19 protein-coding genes are annotated in these 19533 nt (G+C 69.7%); 7 read left to right on the plus strand and 12 right to left on the minus strand.

Annotation, left to right across the window (positions count from 1 at the left end):
• Positions 1 to 12: 12 nt before the first annotated feature.
• On the minus strand, positions 13 to 1164 hold the full coding sequence (locus ACIBTM_RS06330; RefSeq protein ID WP_395875487.1) for a DUF1015 family protein: 1152 nt from the start codon (positions 1162 to 1164) through the stop codon (positions 13 to 15).
• 111 nt (positions 1165 to 1275) lie between these two features.
• Here ACIBTM_RS06330 and ACIBTM_RS06335 point away from each other — a divergent pair, with 111 nt between their 5' ends.
• Positions 1276 to 2796: an MDR family MFS transporter gene (locus ACIBTM_RS06335; protein WP_395875488.1), complete on the plus strand. Its 1521-nt coding sequence runs from the start codon at positions 1276 to 1278 to the stop codon at positions 2794 to 2796.
• Positions 2797 to 3148: 352 nt separating this feature from the next.
• Here ACIBTM_RS06335 and ACIBTM_RS06340 read toward each other — a convergent pair whose 3' ends face one another.
• Positions 3149 to 4039: a TIGR03854 family LLM class F420-dependent oxidoreductase gene (locus ACIBTM_RS06340; RefSeq protein ID WP_395875489.1), complete on the minus strand. Its 891-nt coding sequence runs from the start codon at positions 4037 to 4039 to the stop codon at positions 3149 to 3151.
• A 163-nt stretch (positions 4040 to 4202) separates the two neighbouring features.
• Between ACIBTM_RS06340 and ACIBTM_RS06345 the strand changes: the two genes are divergently transcribed.
• Positions 4203 to 4934, plus strand: a complete 732-nt coding sequence (locus ACIBTM_RS06345) for a thioesterase II family protein (protein ID WP_395875490.1) — start codon at positions 4203 to 4205, stop codon at positions 4932 to 4934.
• A 42-nt stretch (positions 4935 to 4976) separates the two neighbouring features.
• Here the strand turns inward: ACIBTM_RS06345 and ACIBTM_RS06350 are convergent, their stop codons facing one another.
• The gene (locus tag ACIBTM_RS06350) at positions 4977 to 5408 is read right to left on the minus strand and encodes a DUF6292 family protein (protein WP_395875491.1); all 432 of its coding nucleotides are present in this window, start codon (positions 5406 to 5408) and stop codon (positions 4977 to 4979) included.
• Positions 5409 to 5508: 100 nt separating this feature from the next.
• Positions 5509 to 5952, minus strand: a complete 444-nt coding sequence (locus tag ACIBTM_RS06355) for a MarR family winged helix-turn-helix transcriptional regulator (protein ID WP_395875805.1) — start codon at positions 5950 to 5952, stop codon at positions 5509 to 5511.
• A gap of 103 nt (positions 5953 to 6055) precedes the next feature.
• On the opposite strand from ACIBTM_RS06355, the gene ACIBTM_RS06360 reads away from it, so the two are divergent.
• Positions 6056 to 6454, plus strand: coding sequence for a DUF5313 family protein (locus ACIBTM_RS06360; protein ID WP_395875492.1), 399 nt, complete (start codon positions 6056 to 6058; stop codon positions 6452 to 6454).
• 83 nt (positions 6455 to 6537) lie between these two features.
• A complete protein-coding gene (locus ACIBTM_RS06365; RefSeq protein ID WP_395875493.1) occupies positions 6538 to 7488 on the plus strand; it encodes a pseudouridine synthase in 951 nt (316 codons plus the stop codon).
• Between the two features lie 39 nt (positions 7489 to 7527).
• Here the strand turns inward: ACIBTM_RS06365 and ACIBTM_RS06370 are convergent, their stop codons facing one another.
• Entirely contained in the window at positions 7528 to 8133 is a 606-nt protein-coding gene (locus ACIBTM_RS06370) for a hypothetical protein (RefSeq protein WP_395875494.1), read from the minus strand.
• A gap of 123 nt (positions 8134 to 8256) precedes the next feature.
• Between ACIBTM_RS06370 and ACIBTM_RS06375 the strand changes: the two genes are divergently transcribed.
• Positions 8257 to 8457 (plus strand): hypothetical protein, encoded by a 201-nt coding sequence (locus ACIBTM_RS06375; RefSeq protein WP_395875495.1) that lies wholly within the window; start codon positions 8257 to 8259, stop codon positions 8455 to 8457.
• Positions 8458 to 8529: 72 nt separating this feature from the next.
• Here ACIBTM_RS06375 and ACIBTM_RS06380 read toward each other — a convergent pair whose 3' ends face one another.
• Positions 8530 to 9309: an alpha/beta fold hydrolase gene (locus ACIBTM_RS06380; RefSeq protein ID WP_395875496.1), complete on the minus strand. Its 780-nt coding sequence runs from the start codon at positions 9307 to 9309 to the stop codon at positions 8530 to 8532.
• A gap of 99 nt (positions 9310 to 9408) precedes the next feature.
• Between ACIBTM_RS06380 and ACIBTM_RS06385 the strand changes: the two genes are divergently transcribed.
• Complete coding sequence (locus ACIBTM_RS06385; protein WP_395875498.1) at positions 9409 to 10035, plus strand: alpha-ketoglutarate-dependent dioxygenase AlkB; 627 nt, start codon at positions 9409 to 9411, stop codon at positions 10033 to 10035.
• Between the two features lie 3 nt (positions 10036 to 10038).
• On the opposite strand, the gene ACIBTM_RS06390 is transcribed toward ACIBTM_RS06385, so the two are convergent.
• Positions 10039 to 11313 carry a cytochrome P450 gene (locus ACIBTM_RS06390; RefSeq protein ID WP_395875499.1) on the minus strand — a complete coding sequence of 425 codons (1275 nt, stop codon included), beginning with the start codon at positions 11311 to 11313 and terminating at the stop codon, positions 10039 to 10041.
• Between the two features lie 246 nt (positions 11314 to 11559).
• On the opposite strand from ACIBTM_RS06390, the gene ACIBTM_RS06395 reads away from it, so the two are divergent.
• Positions 11560 to 14685, plus strand: coding sequence for an ATP-binding protein (locus ACIBTM_RS06395; RefSeq protein WP_395875500.1), 3126 nt, complete (start codon positions 11560 to 11562; stop codon positions 14683 to 14685).
• A gap of 28 nt (positions 14686 to 14713) precedes the next feature.
• On the opposite strand, the gene ACIBTM_RS06400 is transcribed toward ACIBTM_RS06395, so the two are convergent.
• From ACIBTM_RS06400 to ACIBTM_RS06420, 5 genes are all read right to left on the minus strand, one after another.
• Positions 14714 to 15565, minus strand: coding sequence for an ABC transporter permease (locus ACIBTM_RS06400; RefSeq protein WP_395875501.1), 852 nt, complete (start codon positions 15563 to 15565; stop codon positions 14714 to 14716).
• Positions 15562 to 16542 (minus strand): ATP-binding cassette domain-containing protein, encoded by a 981-nt coding sequence (locus ACIBTM_RS06405; protein ID WP_395875502.1) that lies wholly within the window; start codon positions 16540 to 16542, stop codon positions 15562 to 15564. The genes ACIBTM_RS06400 and ACIBTM_RS06405 overlap by 4 nt, the downstream gene beginning before the upstream one ends.
• 23 nt (positions 16543 to 16565) lie before the next feature.
• Entirely contained in the window at positions 16566 to 17120 is a 555-nt protein-coding gene (locus ACIBTM_RS06410) for an NADPH-dependent FMN reductase (protein WP_395875503.1), read from the minus strand.
• Positions 17121 to 17221: 101 nt separating this feature from the next.
• Positions 17222 to 18121 carry an ROK family protein gene (locus tag ACIBTM_RS06415; protein ID WP_395875504.1) on the minus strand — a complete coding sequence of 300 codons (900 nt, stop codon included), beginning with the start codon at positions 18119 to 18121 and terminating at the stop codon, positions 17222 to 17224.
• Positions 18118 to 19527: an APC family permease gene (locus tag ACIBTM_RS06420; RefSeq protein WP_395875505.1), complete on the minus strand. Its 1410-nt coding sequence runs from the start codon at positions 19525 to 19527 to the stop codon at positions 18118 to 18120. The genes ACIBTM_RS06415 and ACIBTM_RS06420 overlap by 4 nt, the downstream gene beginning before the upstream one ends.
• Between the last annotated feature and the right edge of the window lie 6 nt (positions 19528 to 19533).

Below are 19533 nucleotides of genomic sequence, written 5' to 3' on the forward strand. Positions count from 1 at the left end.
AAAAGCGCGACGTCAAAGCTCGGCCAGCAGGAGCCCGCTGCGCGGTTTCGGCGTGAAGTAGGTGGCCTTCCTCGGCATCCGCGCCCCGGCCGCGTGCACGGCGAGGACCTCCGCGTACGGGACCGGGGCCAGCAGCAACACCGCGTCCACGTCTTCGGGCACCGGCACGCCGGGCAGCAACGGGCGCACGTTCGGCCCTTCCGGATCGACGCCGAGCGCCTCGCGGAGCAGCTCCTGCTCGACCACCGCGTGGTCACCGCCCGCCTTGCCGAGCGACACCCGGAAAGCCGACGTTCCCGCCAGCACGGTCACCTCGCCCGCCTCGGACGGCGGCCCCGGCGGGCCGGGGTGGACGTCGTAGCCCGCCTCCGTCCAGCGCCGGACCAGGGTGTCCGCGGCGAAACCGGTGCCGGCGAGCACCCGGTGGATGGGCCCGATCCGCAGCCCCGGCCCGCCGGTGACCAGCGCCAGCAACGCGCCGCGCCCGGAGGCCGCGGCGGCCGCGACGCGGTGGTTGCCGTCCGCGACCAGGAGATCCAGGCCGTCCAGGGTCGCCAGCAGTTCGTCCTGGTCTTCGCCGGGACCGGTGAGCCACAGTTCGTGCTTGCGACCCGCGCCGTCCACTGTGGACAGGCTGGGCACCCGGCCCCGGCAGATCCGTTCGATCAGCGCGGTCAGCGCGCGGCCGCCGGTCGCGGGGACCAGCATCGCGGCACTCGTCGCGACGCCGAGCCCGGCGAGCATCGCGGCCCGTTCCGCGACGACGTCCGGATAGACGTCCTCGGTGTGCCGGACCCGGGTCAAGCCGTCGTCCCGGACCGCGGCGGGGTCGACGAGGCAGAGCACGCCCAGCGCGACCCCGTCCGGGCCGTCGATGCGATACGGCGCGACCACGGCGCGGACCGGGCGATAGTGCCGCTCCCGGATCCGCTCGAACGTCGCCCTGGCCTGCGGCAACGCCGCTTCGATCGAGAGCCCGCCCGCCAGCGCGGCCGGGGTTCTCGCCGGATGCTGAACCGCCAGCAGGCTGTCGCCGCGGGCCCCGGCGAGCGCGGCGGCGACCCGGTCCGGGTCGGCGAACTCGTCGACGTCGGGCCCCGGGACGGTGTCGCGGACTACCCAGCCACGCTCGATCGGGCGGATCCAAGTGCTCATCCGATCCATTTTGCGGGATAGCTCACGGAAAAAATCGGTCCCATGACCGGGTGTCTCCGTGGAATGCTTACCCATGCGAAGTAGTTGACGCCGTTCATGAGCCTGAGGAGACCGTCACAGATGACCACCCCGGCCCCGGTCACCGCGAAGGAAGGGGTCGGCTTCCGGTCCGAACGCGGCCCCGTCCTGATCGCCGTGATGCTGTGTTCCGGCCTGATCGCGCTGGATTCGACCATCATCGCCACGGCGGTGCCCTCGGTGGTCGCCGATCTGGGCGGGTTCTCGCAGTTCCCGTGGCTGTTCTCGATCTATCTGCTGACCCAGGCGGTCACCGTCCCGCTGTACGGCAAGTTCGCGGACGTCCTCGGCAGGCGCCCGGTGATGTTCTTCGGCATCGCGGCGTTCCTGCTGGGTTCGGTGCTGTGCGGCGCGGCCTGGAGCATGCCGGTGCTGATCGCCGCCCGCGCGGTGCAGGGCATCGGCGCGGGCGCCATCCAGCCGATCGCGCTGACCATGGTCGGCGACATGTACACCGTCGAGGAACGCGCCAGGGTGCAGGGCTATCTCGCCAGCGTGTGGGCCATCTCGTCGGTGGTCGGGCCGACGCTGGGCGGGGTGTTCGCCGAGTACCTCGACTGGCGTTGGATCTTCTTCATCAACCTGCCGCTCGGCGCGCTGGCGGCGTGGATGCTGTTCCGGAACTTCCGCGAGCGCGTCGAACGCCGCTCGCACCGCATCGACTACCTCGGCGCCACACTGCTCACCCTCGGCTGTTCGCTGCTGATCCTCGGCCTGCTGGAAGGCGGGGTCGCCTGGGGCTGGGCGTCCGCGCCGAGCCTGGGGATCTTCGCCGCAGCGGCGGTGCTGCTGGTGGCGTTCGTGTTCGCGGAACGCAAGGCCGAGGAGCCGGTGCTGCCGCTGTGGATCTTCACCAAACGGACGCTGATCGGCGGGAACCTGGTCGCCGTCGTCGTCGGCATGCTGCTGATGGGCCTGACGTCGTATCTGCCGACCTTCTCGCAGGGCGTGCTCGGCACCGGCGCCCTCGTCGCCGGATTCGCGCTGGCGGCGCTGACCGTCGGCTGGCCGATCTCGGCGTCGCTGGCGGGCCGGATCTACATGCGGATCGGGTTCCGGGACACCGCGCTGATCGGCAGCGGAGCGGTCATCGCGGGCGCGGCGCTCACGGTCTTCCTGGCCGCGGGGTCGTCGATCTGGATGGCGGCCGCGGCCGCGTTCGTCCTCGGGCTGGGGCTGGGCCTGGCGTCGAGCCCGACCCTGATCGCCGTGCAGTCCACCATCGGGTGGGAACGCCGCGGCGTCGTCACCGCGACCAACATGTTCAGCCGTTCGCTGGGCAGCGCCGTCGGCGTGGCGATCTTCGGCGCGATCGCGAACGCCACGCTGGCGAACCGCTTCGCCAACCCGCCTGCCGGGGTCACCGGTCTGCCGTCCGGCGTCGACGCGACCAGTGTCGTGCTGGAAGGCAACGGCCCGGAAACCCCGACGACGACGTTCGTGCGGGGCGCCCTCGCCGACGCCACGCACCACGTCTTCCTGGCGATGCTGGTGGTCGCGGTGCTGAGCGTCGGCGCGTTGCTGCTGATGCCGCGGCGGACCGAAGAGCTGAAGTTCGACTGAGGCGTGCGGTGACACCTCGGTCCAGGTGGTCGTGAGTGGCGATTCGGGCTGGAGCCAAGGGTGCCTACTGGATTTTGGGTGCGGCCTGGTCGCGGGCCAGGTCCGTGAAGGCCTCCTTGCCTACCCTGAAGGTAGTGAAGGAGGCCTTCACAGACTCCCGGCTCGCCACACTCGCCCCAGGTACGCCAGCAGTCACAGCGGTCACAAGTGCCGCGCGTGAAGGACTCCTTCCCTCGGCTCAGCCGAGGAAACTCGACCTTCACGCCATGCCCAGTACATGAAGGCCCCCTTCCTTGCGCCTGGCGCAAGGAAGGGGGCCTTCATGTACCTCAGGCCAGCCCAGGTGATCCACTCAGTTCTGCAGCGGGACGGCGTGTTCGACGAAGTTCTCCACGAACCGCTCGATCGGCTCCGGACCGGCCGGGTACAGCACGAACTTGCTCAGCCCGGCGTCGATGTACTCGGCGATCAGGTCGCGGGCGGCGCCCCAGCCGCCCGCGATCAGCCGGGACGGGTCCGCGCCGGACCGTGCCGCGACCGAAGCCGCGAGCGCGTCCGGGATCCCGTCCTCCGCGACGAGGAGACTGATCCCGAAGTGGTCGGCCTCGACCTCCCGGTCCGCCTCGGCGGCGGCCTCCTGGATCGCCTCGCGCCCGGCCCTCGCCTCCTCCGGCGTGAGGAAACTGGCCAGCCAGCCGTCCGCGAGCCTGCCGACCCGCCGCAGTGCGCCGGGTGCCTTCCCGCCCAGCCAGAGGTCGAGCCGGTTGAGCGGGGTCAGCCCGAGACCCGCGCCTTCGACGCGGAAGAACTCGCCGTCGAAGGTCACTTCCTCCTGTTCCAGCAAGGCCCTGATCAACCGCAGCGACTCGTCGAACACCGCGGCGCGGCGGCCTTGCGGCACCGGGAACAAAGGCAGTTCCGCGTCGCGCGCGGGCTTCAGTCCGAAGACCGGAAGCACCCTTTTCGGCGCGAGCGCGGCGAGGGAGGCGAACTGTTTGGCGACCAGCACCGGATCACGACCGGGGAGCACCATCACCCCGGTGCCGACCTTCAGTTTCGTGGTGCGGGCGAGCGCGTGCGTCAGGCCGACGACCGGATCGATCCTTGGCGAGTACACCGCCTCGGGCAGCCAGAGCGAGTCGACGCCCGACCGCTCCAGCAGGTCGACCGCGGCGCCGAACTCCTCGGGCGCCGTCCCGGTCCCCAGACCCGCACCGATCCTGATCTTCAGGTCCTCCGCCACATCCGCTCCCTTCCGCCGGGCCCCGGCCGCGGCCCGGTGTCCAGTGTTCCCAGCGTGAACAACCCCGCACAAGCATGGACTCATTCCGCGAATCCCCCGTACATTCCAGTGTCGTGCGGGTCGTTCCCGCACGGATTGGGGGATTTCGATGGCAGGACAGGCTTTGAGCAGTTGGACGCGCTGCTTTCATCCTGCGCCGTCGGCCGGGATGCGGCTCCTCGCCTTCCCGCACGCCGGTGGGTCCGCGAGCGCGTACCGCTCGTTTTCGGCCGCTCTCTCACCCACCGTCGAGGTGCACACCGCGCAGTACCCGGGGCGGCAGGACCGGATGGGCGAGCCGGTCATCGACGACCTGCACGTCCTCGCCGAGCAACTGGTGGACGTCGCCGCCGCGTTCCCGAAACCCTTCGCCCTCTTCGGCCACAGCATGGGCGCCATCATCGCGTTCGAGGTCGCACGACGCCTCGAAGCGCGTGGCATCGTGCCGACGGCGATATTCGTCTCGGCACGCCGCGGTCCGGACGTGCAGAAGGAGAACTCGCACCACCTCGCCGACGACGACACCTTCCTCAAGCAGGTCAGCCGTCTCGGTGGCACGGACCCCACGATCTTCGACGACCCGGACATCCGCGCGCTCGCGTTGCCCGCGCTGCGTGGCGACTACAAGGCCGTCGAGACCTATCGGTACCGGCCCGGCCCCGACGTGAGCTGCCCGATCGTGGCGCTCGCGGGCGACGCGGACCCGGTCCTGGAGGTGGCGGACACCGAAAACTGGCGCGAACACACCAGCGGCTCCTTCGAGCTGGAAGTGTTCGAAGGCGGTCACTTCTTCCTCGACGACAACCTGGACGCCGTCGCCGCGCGCATCCTCGGCAAGCTGACCGTCAGTCCCTGAGGCCTTCCCTGCTCGCCCTCGGTCCCGGTTTCGCCAGGGTGATCAGGCCCAGGCGGCGAGCTCCTTGGCGAGCGAGGAAGGTCCGGCGGCGGTGCGCAACGCCGGCGGACCGGGCCAGCAGTCCTGGTGATCACCGGTCCGGAGGGTCTCGGCGAACCTCGCGACCAGGCGCGGATGCGACGCCACCGTGCGGCCACCGAGGTAGGCGACGACGACGTGGTGGTCGTCGTCCGCGTGCGTCGCGACCGCGGCCGACCAGCCGTGCTCTTCGTGCCACATGAGGTCGACGTCGCGCTCGGGGAAGCCGGGGAGGCGCCAGTTCAGCCTCATCCGGGCGGTGACCGGACCGGCGAGGTCGACCGCGCACGCGTCCATCCGTATCCCCAGTGCCGCGGCCACGTCCTCCAGGTAGGCGTTCAGCCTGGTCATGAGCTCCAGACCTGCTTCCGTGGGCGCGGGGGTCGAGGTGGTCACGGTCCCTCATCTTCCTGTCACTTTGAGTTGGCGTGACGGGAATTACCCACCCCGGAGCGGCTTCACACCCCCATTTCGTCACACCCCGGTTTCGGTTCGCTCAAGCCGTGGCTTCGATGACCCGGGTGAGGGCCTTGTGCAGCGCTTCCAGCTCGGAGACCTCCATACCGAGCTTCTCCACGACGCGATACGGGATCTTCTCCGCCTCCGCGCGCAACGCGCGACCGGATTCCGTCAGCTCGACCGTGAGCAGCCGCTCGTCCTCGGAGCTGCGCCGGCGAGTGACGTAACCGATCGTCTCCAGCCGTTTGAGCAGCGGTGACAGCGTCGCGGGTTCCGCGCGCAGGGCGACGCTCAGGTCCTTGACCGACTGCGGGCCCCGCTCCCACAGCGCCAGCATGACCAGGTACTGCGGATGGGTGAGCCCGTGGGGTTCCAGCAGCGGACGGTAGATGGCGATGACGCTGCGCGACGCGACCGACAGCGCGAAACACACCTGACGCTCCAGCGCGAGCGGATCCGCGCCCAGATCGATCGACTTCATCTCCGGCCCCTCCGAGTTCATGCCGCCGATCCTAGCCGTGACGCTAATATTTAGCGTACTAATGATTAGTGTACTGTGACGCATCGAAGGAAGGAGTCGCCCGATGCCCCGCAAGCGCCCGGACGTGTTCCGCTGGCTGTGGTACTCACTCGGCGGCAGGCTGCCCGAGCGCTACCACGACTGGATCCTCCACGACGCGACCACCGGCAGCTGGCGCTGGCGGCACGTGGCCCGCAGCACGGTGATGATCGCGCCGCTCTGCGCGGTGTGGCTGCTCCTGCCCGGCCCGCTCCCCCTGCGGCTGGCGATCGTGCTGATGGCCGCGCTCGTGGCGTACTTCTATTCGACGGCCTACATGGAGGAGAGCATCGAACACCGGCTCGCCAAGAACGGCTTCCCGCCGGGCATCGGGCGCCGCACCCGCGCGGAGGCCGCCGCGGTCGCGGAAGCCGAGGCGACCGAGCGGTATCTGGCGCGGTACCGGAACCAGCCGAACTCCTGACCGGGGTGCCCGCGACACCGGCGACATCCCTGGGACAGCACGGCGGCGGCCCGCGACCAGGACCGCGGCTAGAGTGCGCGGTGATGAGACGCAAGCTCCGCCCGCCGCTCCCGCCCCGCCACGGGCTCGATCCCGCGAGGCTCAAGATGCCGGCCGAGGGGCCGTGGACGACGTTGCGGGAGCACCTCGTCGAGCGGCTTCCCCGCGTCGCGCCCGAACGGATCGAGGAGATGCTTCGCGAGGAGCGCATCGTCGGACCGGACGGGCCGCTGGGCGTCGATTCGCCGTTCGTGCCGGACTCGTTCATCTGGTTCCATCGCGATCTGCCCGACGAGGTCGAGGTGCCGTTCGAGGTTTCCGTCCTGCACCGCGACGAGCATTTCCTCATCGCCGACAAACCGCATTTCCTCGCGACGATCCCGCGCGGACGGCATATCCTGCAGACCGCGCTGGTCCGGCTGCGCCGCGAGCTCGACCTGCCGCGACTCACCCCCGCGCACCGGCTCGACCGGGTCACCGCGGGGCTCATCCTGTTCGTGATCCCCCCCGAAGTTCGCGGCAAATACCAGACGATGTTCCGAGACCGCTTGGTACACAAGGAATACGAGGCGGTCGCGCGATACGATCCGGCCGTCGCGATGCCGCGCGAGATCAGCAGCCGCATCGTCAAGGAACGCGGGGTCATCGCCGCGCAGGAGATCGACGGGCCGCCCAACGCCGAGACCCGCGTCGAGCTGATCGAACAGCGCGACGGCCTCGGCCGCTACCGCCTGATCCCCGCGACCGGCCGCACCCACCAGCTCAGGCTGCACATGAGCGGCCTCGGGTTGCCGATCCTCGGTGACGACTTCTACCCGGACCTGACCGAAACCCCGCTCGACGACTTCACCGAACCGTTGCAGCTGCTGGCGAAGGTCCTCGAATTCACCGATCCGGTCACCGGGGAACGCCGTCGGTTCGAAAGCCGGCGGACTCTCCAGGCATGGACGGACCTCGACGCGTGGCGCCGTGGCCCGAGCCTCGTGAGTGGCTAGGACGCTTAGAACCGTCCTAGCCACTCACGAGGCGGCGGCTCACTTCCGCCAGAACTTGATCCCGCTCCAAGTCACCTTGACCGGTCCGGCGCCACTGGCCGTCCGGTAGGCGCCGAACTTGTCGTAATAGCTCCCGCCGCTGCTGCTCACGGTCTGCTTCAGCGAACCGTTGATGTACACCTTGTGCGTGCTCCCGACCTGGTGCACGGTGTTGACCCGCACCGACGTCCCGACGGTCGCGCCGCTCCCCAGGGTGTCCCCGCCGTGCACGGCGTAGAGCCGTCCGCCGCGTTCGACCGCGAGCATGAAGTACGGCCCGGCGGTCGGCGCGTCGCGGAAGGTCTGCTTCAGGCTGATCCGGGTGCCCGCCATGCTGGTGATCCGGAACGATCCCTCGAACTGCCGGGTCCCGCCGGTGTAGGTCACGTAGCGTCGTTCCGCCCGTTGGTCCCCGCTTCCGGTGGAGCAGGTCAGTTCGAAGTTCAGCCCGTCGACGTTGCCGCATCCGCGTTCCTGCACGTTGAACGACGGGTTCTCCGCCGTCCACGGCCCGGTTCCGACCTGGGCGTTCGCCGGCATCGCCGACGCGATCAGGCCGAGGACGGCCGTCGCGACCACCCCGGCGGTCCGAAGTCGTCTCCGCATCCTGCCTCCTGCGCATTCAGGGCGGCGGTGGTCCAGACCAGGACCAGGGTGCGACTGTACGAGCACGAACCGTCATCGGACAAGACGTTGACGCTCCGGTGTCCCGCTGATTGGGTAACGACGGTGATCCTCTCCTTGACGGTCCTCGAAGGACTGGAGGCCGGGGTGATCGAGGTCGTCTCGGTCGAGATCGTCGACCCCGCCGTCATCACCGAGGCCGACGCCCCGGTGTACCGGATCCACCTGCGCCACCTCGGCCATCGGCAAGCGATCGTCCAAGATGGACGCACGCCGAACCGCCGAAGGTCGACATCCGCAAGCTGAAGAACCTGGGCCTGACACTCAGCCTCGAAGTCGGCTACCGGATCTCCCCGCGCGGCGCGGCTTATCTACGTCTTATCGAGGATCCCGGTAGAACGCGCCGAGTTCCGGTGCGAGCAACTCCGGCCGGACACTGTGGAACTCCCCGTCCAGCTCGACCTGCCGTGCTCCCGGCACCGTCTTCGCCGCGGCGAGAGCGGCGGCCTTCAGCCAGTCGGTGCTGCCACCGCTGTTCACCACGAGCACGGGTGTCGCGATCGACGCCAGTTCGCCCGGCACCTTGGAGTCCCTCATCACGAAGGCGTCGTAAACGAGCGTGGGCGCGAACGATCGCAGCTCCGCCCACATCGGCGTCGCCTTGGCCGCGGTGACGGCCTCCGCCGGGGTGCCGACCGCGGACATCGTGAACAGCGCGACGGCGTCGTCCCACCGGTCCGCCGCGACCAGCTCGCGCATCTCCTCGGCATACCCCTCGGGGACCTCTTCCGTCTCGCCGCGATACGGCGGCTCGAAGACCGACAGGCGCGTCATCGGCACTCCCGCCGCGGCCGCGAGGAGCGCCAGCGCACCGCCGGAGGAAATGCCGTGCACGATCACCGGCTCGGCGAGCGCGGCGACGACCGCGGCCAGGTCCTCGATCTCACGCTCGACCGCGTACGGCGCGGTGTCCCCGCTGTCACCGCGGCCGCGGCGGTCGTAGGTCACCACGGAGAACTCGGCCGTCAGCTCCGCGACCAGCGGTTCGTCGCCGTGCCGGTCGTTACCCGCGCCCGCGACGACGACCAGCGCCTGCCCCGTGCCGCGTCGTTCGAACACGATCGGCGTTCCGTCCGCGGACCTCGCTGTGTGGATCATGCGGACCATCGTGCCCGACCGCACCGACGGAAGCAGGTCATTTACCACACTCGAACACCCGTTCGACAAATGATCGGAATCGGGGTAGTTTCGGTCGCCATGACCCCCGCCCTTCAAGCCTCGCTGTTCGACGAGTGCGCCACGCTCGGGCTCGGCTCGCTCGACGGGCTCCGCCGCACCGAGCTGACCCGCGGCGCCTGGATCGACGTGCTGCCCGGCTGGCTCTCCGGCGCGGACGAGCTGTTCACCCGGCTCGCCGAAGACGTGCCGTGGCACGCCGAACGACGGCAGATGTACGACCGCGTCGTCGCCGTTCCCCGGCTGCTGAGCTACTACCGCGAGGGCATGCCGCTCCCCCATCCGATTCTCACCGAGGCGCGGGAGACGCTTTCGGCGCATTACGCGGAAGAGCTCGGCGAGCCGTTCGTGACCTCCGGCCTGTGCTTCTACCGAGACGGGCGCGACAGTGTCGCCTGGCACGGCGACGACACCGGCCGCTCCCGCACCGAGGACACCATGGTCGCGATCGTCTCGGTCGGCGCCGCCCGGCAGCTGGCGCTGCGCCCGCGCGGCGGGGGCGAGACGGTCCGGCACGCCCTCGGCCACGGCGATCTGATCGTCATGGGCGGCAGCTGCCAGCGCACCTGGGAACACGCCATTCCCAAGACCGCCAAACCGGTCGGGCCGAGGATCAGCATCCAGTTCCGCCCGAGAGGAGTCGCCTGAGGATCAGTCCAGCAGCACGGGCAGCGCGTCGACGCCGTAGACGATCGAGACCTTCCGGAAGCCCACCTCTTCCGGTTCGACCGCCAGCCGCATCTCCGGGAACCGGCGGACCAGCGCGGGATACGCGGTGCGCAGTTCCATCCTGGCCAGTTCGGCACCGATGCATCGGTGGATGCCCCAGCCGAAGGCGAGATGCGACGTCGGCTCGCGGGTCGCGTCGAACTTCTCCATGTCCTCGCCGAGGACGCCGTCGCGGTTCGCGACGCTGAGCGACACCAGCACGATGTCGCCCTTCGCGATCCGGACGCCGGCGATCTCCATGTCCTCCTTGGCGAACCGCGGGAAGGCCATCTGCACCACGGTCAGATACCGCAGGAGTTCCTCGACGAACTTGTGGACGGCCTCGTCGTCGCCGCGGACGGTCTCGAACAGCGCGCGGTCCTTGAGCAGCACGAGCGCGCCGAGCGCGAGCATGCTCGCCGTGGTCTCCAGCCCGCCGGTGAGCACGCCGTCGGCGAGGCCCGCCAGTTCGCGGTCGTCGATCTCGTCGCCGTGCTCCTTGATGAGCATACCGAGCAGGCCGTCGCCCGGGTTCTCGCGCTGCTTCTTGACGATCTCGTCCAGATAGGACAGTGACTCGGTCATCGCACCGAGTGACGCCCCCGCGCCGCCGAAGAGATCGAACCGCGCGGTGCTCAGCCGCTGGAAGTCGTCGCGATCTTCGTACGGGACGCCCAGCAGCTCACAGATCGTCAGCGACGGGATCGGCAGCGCGAAGGCCTCCCACAGATCGACGGGGCCGTCCGCCTTCTCCATCGCGTCGAGCTGCTCGGCGACGATCTCGTCGATCCGCGGCGTCAGGCGCGAGAGCCGTCGCATGGTGAACTCCGGCGTGAGCAGCCGCCGCAGCCGGGTGTGCACCGGCGGATCGGCGAACCCGAGCCCGCCGGGGTTCTGATCCTCGGTCACGCCGGCGTTCCCGACCAGGTTCGTGAAGTCGCTGCTGAACTCGCCGACCTTGCCCAGCACGGCCTTGGCCTCGTCGTAGCCGGTGACCAGCCAGCCGTTCATCCCGAACGGCAGGTCGAGTTTGCTGATCGGCTCGGTCGCGCGGATCCGGCCCAGCTCGGCCACCGGGTCGAGACCGTCGCGCTTGAGCGGCAGCAGCGCGTTGTCCGGGATGATCGACATCTTGGACAGGTCGAAACCGTTCTTCTGCTGACGCGCGAGATAGCGGCGGCCGATCCAAGCCAGCACGCGCGAGCGAATGCTCCCCATACTCCGCACCCTACTCCAGGCCCCGACCACCTGACCTGGCACAACAGGCCGCCTTCGCCCGGCCGGGCAGGAATTTCGACGGCTGTTCACCCGTCGTCCCACTCGATTAGTCACGTCCAGAAAGTCGGATTCCCCGCTCGCGGGGTTCCCGATGGGCGGGAGACGTCCGTCACCACGGTCCGGAGATAACGCCTGACAGCGGGCGCGCGTCGTGAGATTGTCGGACCCTACTGGGAGGATTCGGACATGTCAGCCGCGCTCATCGGACGTGACCATCCCGCGGGGGTGCTCCGCGCGGAGATCGCCCGTGCCACCGAAAGCCACGGCGGGCTGGTGCTGGTCACCGGTGAGGCCGGAATCGGCAAGACCACACTCGTCACCGGCGCCGCCGAAGAAGCGAAGCGTCTCGGCGCCCTCGTGCTCAACGGGTCCTGCTGGGACTCCGCGAGCGCTCCGGGCTACTGGCCGTGGACACAGGTGGCCCGCGGGCTGCGGCGCGCGGTCGGGGAGCGCTGCTGGGCCGAGATGGCCGACAGCGCGCTGGACGTCCTGCTCGGCGAGGCGCGCGGCGACGGCGCGGCGGACGGGTTCCGGTTGTACGACGCGGTGACGAGCGTGCTGGTGGCCGCTTCCCAGGACCAGCCGGTCGTCGTGGTGCTCGACGATCTGCACTGGGCCGACGCCGCGTCGCTGCGGCTGCTCGAGTTCGCCGCTCAGCACACCTGGTTCGAACGGCTGCTGCTGATCGGCACGTACCGGGACGTCGAGGTCGAAGCGACCGATCACCCGCTTCGCTCGCTCATGCTGCCGTTGCTCGCGAAGGCCACTTCGGTCACTCTCACCGGCCTCGAACCGGACGAGGTCGGCACGCTCATGGCCAGGACGGCGGGAGCGGAGCCCGACGACGCACTGGTCACCGAGGTCCATCGCCGCACCGGCGGGAATCCGTTCTTCGTCGAGCAGACGGCGCGGCTGTGGCACAGCGGCGGTTCCGCCGAGACCATCGCCCCCGGCGTGGCCGACGCCCTGCAGAGGCGGCTTTCCCTGCTCCCCCAGCCGGTCCTCGATCTGCTGACCACCGCGTCCGTACTCGGCAGGGAATTCCACCGCCGGCTGCTCGCGGGCGTGGCCTCGGCACCCGTGCCCCAGGTGGACCGGCTGCTCGACCAGGCCGTCGCGGCGCGTCTGGTCGTGGTGCACGGACAGGGCCGGTTCGCCTTCGCCCACGACCTCGTCCGCGAGACGCTGTACGCGAGCCTGTCCGAACCGGACCGCCGCAAGCACCACGCCGCGGTCGTCGCGGCGGCCCGCGAGACGCCGTCCTCAGCGGACCGGCTCTTCCCCGCGGACATGGCCCGCCACGCGCTGCTCGCGGGCCGGGAACTCGATCCGGACGAGGCCGTCGACCTGCTGCTCGCCGCCGCGATCGACGCCACCGGCCGGATGGCGACCGAGGAGACGACCACGCACTACCGGCGGGCGATGGAAATCGTCGAAGACCGGCGGCGAGAAGCGGTCATCGCGCTCGAACTGGGCGCGCATCTGACCCGCCACCAGGAAACGGAGGAGGGCAGGCAAGTCCTCGACGACGTCTCGGTGCTCATCCGTGAACTCGACGACGACGATCTCCTCGCCCGGCTGGCGCTGACCCTGGTCCGCGCCGATCACAAGGGCCTGCGGGCCGACGAGACGGCCAAGGTGCTCACCGAAGCGCACGGACGGCTGCGCGGCGGTGAGCCCGGCCGGGACGTCACCGTCGAGGAGATGACGCAGGAACTGACCGCGCACATCATGATCACCGCCCGCGACGACCAGGACGATTCCGCCCTGTTGTTCGGTTTGTGGGCCCGGCACGACGCGATCTGGGGGCCGGGCAGCGCCGCGGAACGCGAACGGCTCACCGACGAACTGGTCCTCGTCGGCCGCCGCATTTCGAACCCGGAATTGGAGCACTACGCGGCGTCGTTCAAGTGGGTGGCGCAGCTCGAACAGGGCGATCCCCGGTATTTCGAGCAATATCAGGAGTTCCTCACCCTGGCGGCGACCGGCAGGGCGCCGAGTTCGCAGCTGGCGTCCCGGATCGACCAGAGCATCATCGCCACGCTCCAGGGCCGGTTCTCCGAAGCCGAGGCGTTGATCCAGCAGGTGATGCCGTGCCACGAAGGAGACGAGCATCCCCATTTCGGTGACCTGAACCATTTGCAGCAGTGGGCCCGGTGGTGCCTGGAGGGACGGTTCGACGAGCTCGCCGGGTTGCACCGCGAAATCTCCCGCAGCGGGTACGCCTACAGCCGGATGCTGGAGGCGATCACCGCGGCCCAGCGCGAAGATGTCGGGGAGGCCGTTCGGCTCACCGATCTCGCGGCCGACGTGAAGCCGTATCCGCGTGATCTGGAAGCGTTGTGGTTGCGCTGTCAGGCGCAGACGGCGGCGGTCTCACGCGATCCCGAACGCTGTGAAGCGGCCCGCGCGCTCCTCGTGCCGTACAGCGGGGAATGGCTGGTTTCCCTGTACGGCTGCGAGATCTCCGGCCCGGTCGACCTCTGGCTCGGCAGGCTCGATCTCGCGCAGGAACGGTGGAACGAAGCGGTGGACCGGCTGCGCGGTGCCGTGCTTTCCGCGGATCGGCTCAGGGCGACGGTCTGGGCGACCGAAGCCAAGTCCTGGCTGGCGAATGCCCTGCTGGGCCGCAACCTCGACGGCGACGCGACGGCCGCGGTGACCCTGCTGTCCGAAGTGGCCGAAGAAGCCACCGCGCTCGGAATGCGACCGGTCCTGGCCAGGGTGACGCGGGCGTGGGAGGACGCACGCACCCCGGCGGCGCCGCTGGCCGAGTTCCGCCGCGACGAAGCCGTGTGGACCTTGCACTTCGCCGGTGTCACCGCCCACCTTCCGGACTCGAAAGGCTTGCGGGATCTGCATTTCCTGCTCGGCAGGCCGGGTTCGGAGGTGACGGCCGTCCGGTTGCTCGATCCCGAAGGAGGCGAGGTGGTCGTCGCCGCGAAGAGTCTCGGCGGGGACGCCGTCCTCGACGACGAGGCGAAGGCCCGGTACCGCGCGCGGCTGGACGAACTCGACGAACTGATCGACACCGCGGCCGGGCTCGGCCAGGACGCGCGCGCCGCGGCACTGGACCGGGAACGGGACGCGCTGCTCGCCGAACTGCGGTCCGCGGCCGGGCTCGGCGGCCGCACCCGGCGGCTCGGCGACGAGGCCGAACGCGCCCGCAAGACGGTCACCGCCCGGATACGGGACACCTTGCGCAAACTCGACGAGCAGCATCCGGCGCTGGCCGCGCATCTGCGTGCGTCGGTCACCACCGGATCTTCGTGCCGTTACGCGCCGGAGGACAAGGTCCCTTGGCGGCTGTGAGCCGCCAAGGGACCTTGCCACCCCCAGGTCATTTGCGGTTGTAGAGCCGCATCGTCAAGGTGCCGAAGATCGCAAGGATGACCGCGCCGGCGATCAGGACCCAGGTGATCTCGCCGCCGTTCCAGGCGCCGTCCATCATCGAGCGGACCGCCGCGACCACGTGGGTCACCGGGTTGACGTCGACGAAGGCCTGCAGCCAGCCCGGCATCGTCTCGGGATTGACGTAGATGTTGCTGAGGAAGGTCAGCGGGAACAGCACCATCATGCTGACGCCCATCACCGACTTCTCGCTGCGCAGCAGCAGACCGAACATCGTCCAGATCCACGAGAACGCGAACGAGAACGCCAGCAGCAGGAGGATCGCGGCGGCCACGCCCCCGATTCCCCCGGCGGGGCGGAAACCCATGATCAGCCCGACGCCGAGGATCACCAGCGAGGCGATGAGGTAGCGCAGCATGTCGCCGAGCAGGTAGCCGACCATCGCCGACGGCCGCCAGATCGGCAGCGTGCGGAACCGGTCGAAGACGCCCTTTTCGATGTCGGTGTTGACCGCGACCCCGGTGTACATGGTGATCATCAGGATGCTGCTCGCCATGATGCCCGGCAGCACGAACTGCAGGTACTGCGTCGGCGAGCCGGACAGCGCGCCGCCGAACAGGTAGGTGAACATCAGCGTCATCATGATCGGGAACGCCGTGACGTCGAACAGCTGCTCGGGCACGTGCTTGATCTTCAGCATCGCGCGCCACCCGAAGGTGACCGAAGCCGACAGCGCGCTGGGCCGCTGCGGGCGGTTCTTCGCGATCAGGACGGCGGCGAGATCCTCCGCTTTCGGTGCCGCGAGAACGGGTTCGTTGTCTTTGACTGCCGTGGTGCTCAAGCTGCACTCTCCTCGGAAACAGTGGTGCGGTCGGTGAGGGCCAGGAAGACCTCGTCGAGGCTCGGCTGGCCGAGGGAGAAGGTGTCGACGACGATGCCGGCGCGGGCGAGTTCGGCCAGTGCGCGCGCGGCGTGCTCGGCGGCACCCTGTTCGGTGCTCTCGCCCGAAAGCCGGGCGGTCAGCGCGACCGGGTCCGGCTCCAGAAGCACCTGCGCCTCCAGGTTGCGGACGAGCAGCGCCTCGGCCGCGGGACGCTGGTCGGCCTCGCGCAGCCGGACGTGGACGGCGCCCGCGCCGACCGACGCCTTCAGCTGGCCCTTGGTGCCTTCGGCGATCACCTTGCCGTGGTCGATGACCGCGATCCGCGAGGCCAGCTGGTCGGCTTCGTCGAGGTACTGCGTGGTCAGCAGGACAGTGGTGCCGTGCTTCACGATCGCGCGCACGATGTCCCAGACCTGGTTACGGCTGCGGGGATCGAGCCCGGTCGTCGGCTCGTCGAGGAAGAGCACGTCCGGGGTGTTGAGGATGCTCGCGGCGATGTCGATCCGCCGCCGCATCCCGCCGGAGTAGTTCTTCACCTGCCGTCCCGCGGCCTCGGTCAGGCCGAACGCCGCCAGCAGCTCCGCCGCCCGTGCGCGGGCGGCCGGTTTGCGGTGCCCGGTCAGCCTGCCGATCAGCACCAGGTTCTCGGTGCCGGTCAGGTCCTCGTCGACCGAGGCGTACTGCCCGGTCAAGCTCACCATGGACCGGACGGCGTCGGCCTCGCGGACGACGTCCTTGCCGAAGATGCGCGCTTCACCGCCGTCGGGGCGGAGCAGGGTCGCGAGCATCTTCACCGCGGTGGTCTTGCCGGCGCCGTTCGGCCCGAGGACGCCGTACACGGTGCCGGCGGGGACCTTCAGGTCGATGCCGTCGACCGCCCGGTTCTCGCCGAACACCTTGACCAGCCCCGAGGCTTCGATGGCCAGTTCACTCATTTTCCGTTTCCTTTCAGAAGCTTTCAGCAGACGTAGGGGCGGGCGGCGCGCGCATCGCGCAGGGCGAGGCCCCACCAGGCGAGTGCGTCGAGCAAGGTGGTCACGGCCTGCACCTGCCCGTCGGAGTCGAAGAGGGTGCCGTCGAGGAGGTTGAAGGCCACGGTGTCGCGCATGGTCACCGTGTGCAGCTCGGTGAAGATCGTGCGCAGCTGCTCTACGGCGTAGAGCCCCTGTGAGCGGTAGCCGTATGAGACGAAGCCGACCGGTTTCGCGCGCCACTCGTCGTAGGCGCAGTCGATCGCCTGCTTGAGCGACGCCGGGAAGCTGCGGTTGTACTCGGGGGTGACGACGACGAACGCCTCCGCCTCGTCGACCAGCCGAGCGAACCGCTTCATGTCGTGCGTCGGATGCTCCGGCAGCCCGGCGGGCAGGTCGAAGTCGACCAGGTCGAGCACGTCGGTGACGAGGTCTTCCCGGTGTTCCGCCCGGCCGGTGAACCATTTGCCCACGGCGTCCCCCACCCGCCCTTCACGGGTGCTGCCGACGATCACCGCGACCCGCAGTGGACTGGCGTCCATGACCGACCTCCTCTCGCCTCACCCCTAGGGCGCGAGAAAGCCGCCGGACTTTCGCTAGATCGGATCTAGCGGAGGTCCGGCGGCTTCGGTCGGTGATCTCGCTACGCGTCCAGCGCGATCGCGATCGCGCCCAGCAGGGACGCGTCCTGGTCGAATTTCGCCGACACCAGCTCCGGCGGGAACGGCACGGCCCGCGCCAGCCGCTCACGCAGCGCGGGCAACAGGATGTCGGCCGAGCGCACCAGTCCCCCACCGACGGCGATGCGCTGCGGGTCGAGCGCGATGGCGAGGTTCGCGACGTGCATCGACAGTTCGTCGAGCGCCGCGCCGACCAGTTCCTTCGCCTGCGCGTTCTCCCTGGCGAGGCCGAACAGTTCGCCCGCGGTTACCGGGCGGCCGAGCAGCACACTCGCCCGGCCGCCCAGCCCACGCCCACCGACGGCCTCCTCCAGCGGCGCCGCTCCGCTGGCGAACCCGTCGGTGTCCTGCGGCGAGAGGAGGTTGTACCCGATCTCTCCCGCAGCGCCGTTGGCGCCGGCCAGCAGCCGGCCGCCGACCAGGACCGCCGCGGCGATCCCGGTCCCGAGCGAGAGGAACACCGCCGGATCGGTATCCGCCAGTGCACCCCATCGCCATTCCGCGAGCGCCGCCGCCTTGGCGTCGGTGCCCACTTCGATCGGGACGCCTTCGAACTCGGCGGCGACGAGTTCGCGCAGCCGCAGTTCCTCCCAGCCCGGCACGTTCGGCGCCAGCAGGATGCGATCCTGCAGCACGATGCCCGGGCTGACGACGCCGATCGCGGCGAGCCTGTCCGCGGCGCCTTCGTCGGCGAGCAGTTTCCGCGCCGCGGCGAGCGCCCGGCTCACCACCTGCCCGGCGCCCGCTTGCGCGTCGGTGTCGAGACGCCGGGTGACCAGCAGGCTCCCGGCTCTGTCGGCCAGCCCGATCGCGACCTTCGTCCCACCGAAGTCGATCCCCAGGATCAGTTCTTCCCCCGTCACTTCCCGGTCCCCTCTGCCGCTCCCGCGAACGATTCCTGAATCCCCTTCGGCCCGAACGGCCACACGCGCTCCGCCTTCGCGTAGGCGAGGAACGCCGCCACGCCCAGCACGATCCATCCCACCGAAAGCCCGATCGAGAGCCAGGTGGCGGAGAAGTAGATGTAGACCCAGCCGAGCAGCGCGATGATCGTCGGGATCGGGTAGAGCCATTGGCGGTACGGCCGGTCCAGATCCGGCCGTCGCCGCCGCAGCACCACGATCGCCGCGACCTGCGCGAGCGACTGGACGATCACCAGCACCGTCACCGCCGCGTTGATCACCGCGGTCAGGGTGAACAGCGAGCCGATCGCGGCGATGGCGCCCATCGCCAGCACACCGGCCGTCGGCAGGTTCAGTTTCGGGTGCAGTCTGGCGAACACCGGCAGGAACACCTTGTCGCGCGCGGCCTCGAACGGGACCCGCGAACCGCCGAGCAGGCCCGCGAACACCGAACCGATCGCGGCGATCACGATGAACACGGTGATGATCTTGGCCGCGCCCGTGCCCCACGCCTGTTCGAGCACCGTGGAGGCGACCGAAGTGGCGTTCTTCAGCTCTTCCAGCGGGATCGAGCCGAGGACGCCGAGCTGCAGCAGGAAGTACAGGCTCATGATGCCGAGGATCGAGAGGATGATCGATCGCGGCAGTGTCCGGCCGGGGTCGCGCACCTCGCCGCCGAGGTAGGCGCTGGTGTTGTAGCCGAGGTAGTCGTAGATGGCGATGACCAGGCCCGCGCCGAGCCCGGCCCAGAACGCGCCGCCCCCGAACGAGAACGCGCCCGGCGTGAAGGCGAACGCTTGCGCGCCGTCGAAATGCGTGAAGGCCGCGACGATCACCGAGAGCGCGGCGAACAGCATGATCCCGAACAGGACGGTGGTCAGCTTCCCGATCTCGCCGATCTTGCGGAACAACGCCAGCACGATCAGGGCGATGATCCCGAGACCGATCACCTTGCCGAGCGTCGTCGTCCCGCCGTCGTCGGCGACCCCGGGGACCAGGTACCCGAGGTACTGGACGAGCCCGATGATGCCGGTGGACATGATCAGCGGGATGAACAGCACCGCGCTCCAGGCGAAGAGGAACGGCATGAGCCTTCCGGTGCGGACGCCGAACGCCTCGCGCAGGTAGACGTAGGTGCCGCCGGCGCCGGGGAGGGCGGCGCCGAGTTCCGCCCAGATGAGGCCGTCGGCCAGCGCGATGACCGCGCCGATGAGCCAGCCGAACATGGCCTGCGGGCCGCCGAGGGTCGCCACCATCGCGGGGATGGTGACGAACGGGCCGATCCCGCACATCTGGGTCATGTTGATGGCGGTCGCCTGGAGCGGCCCGATCTTCCGCTCGAGCCCCGGCCGCGGGGATGAACTCAAAACGCG

The organism is Amycolatopsis sp. NPDC049868 (assembly GCF_044461365.1).
Lineage (GTDB): Bacteria > Actinomycetota > Actinomycetes > Mycobacteriales > Pseudonocardiaceae > Amycolatopsis.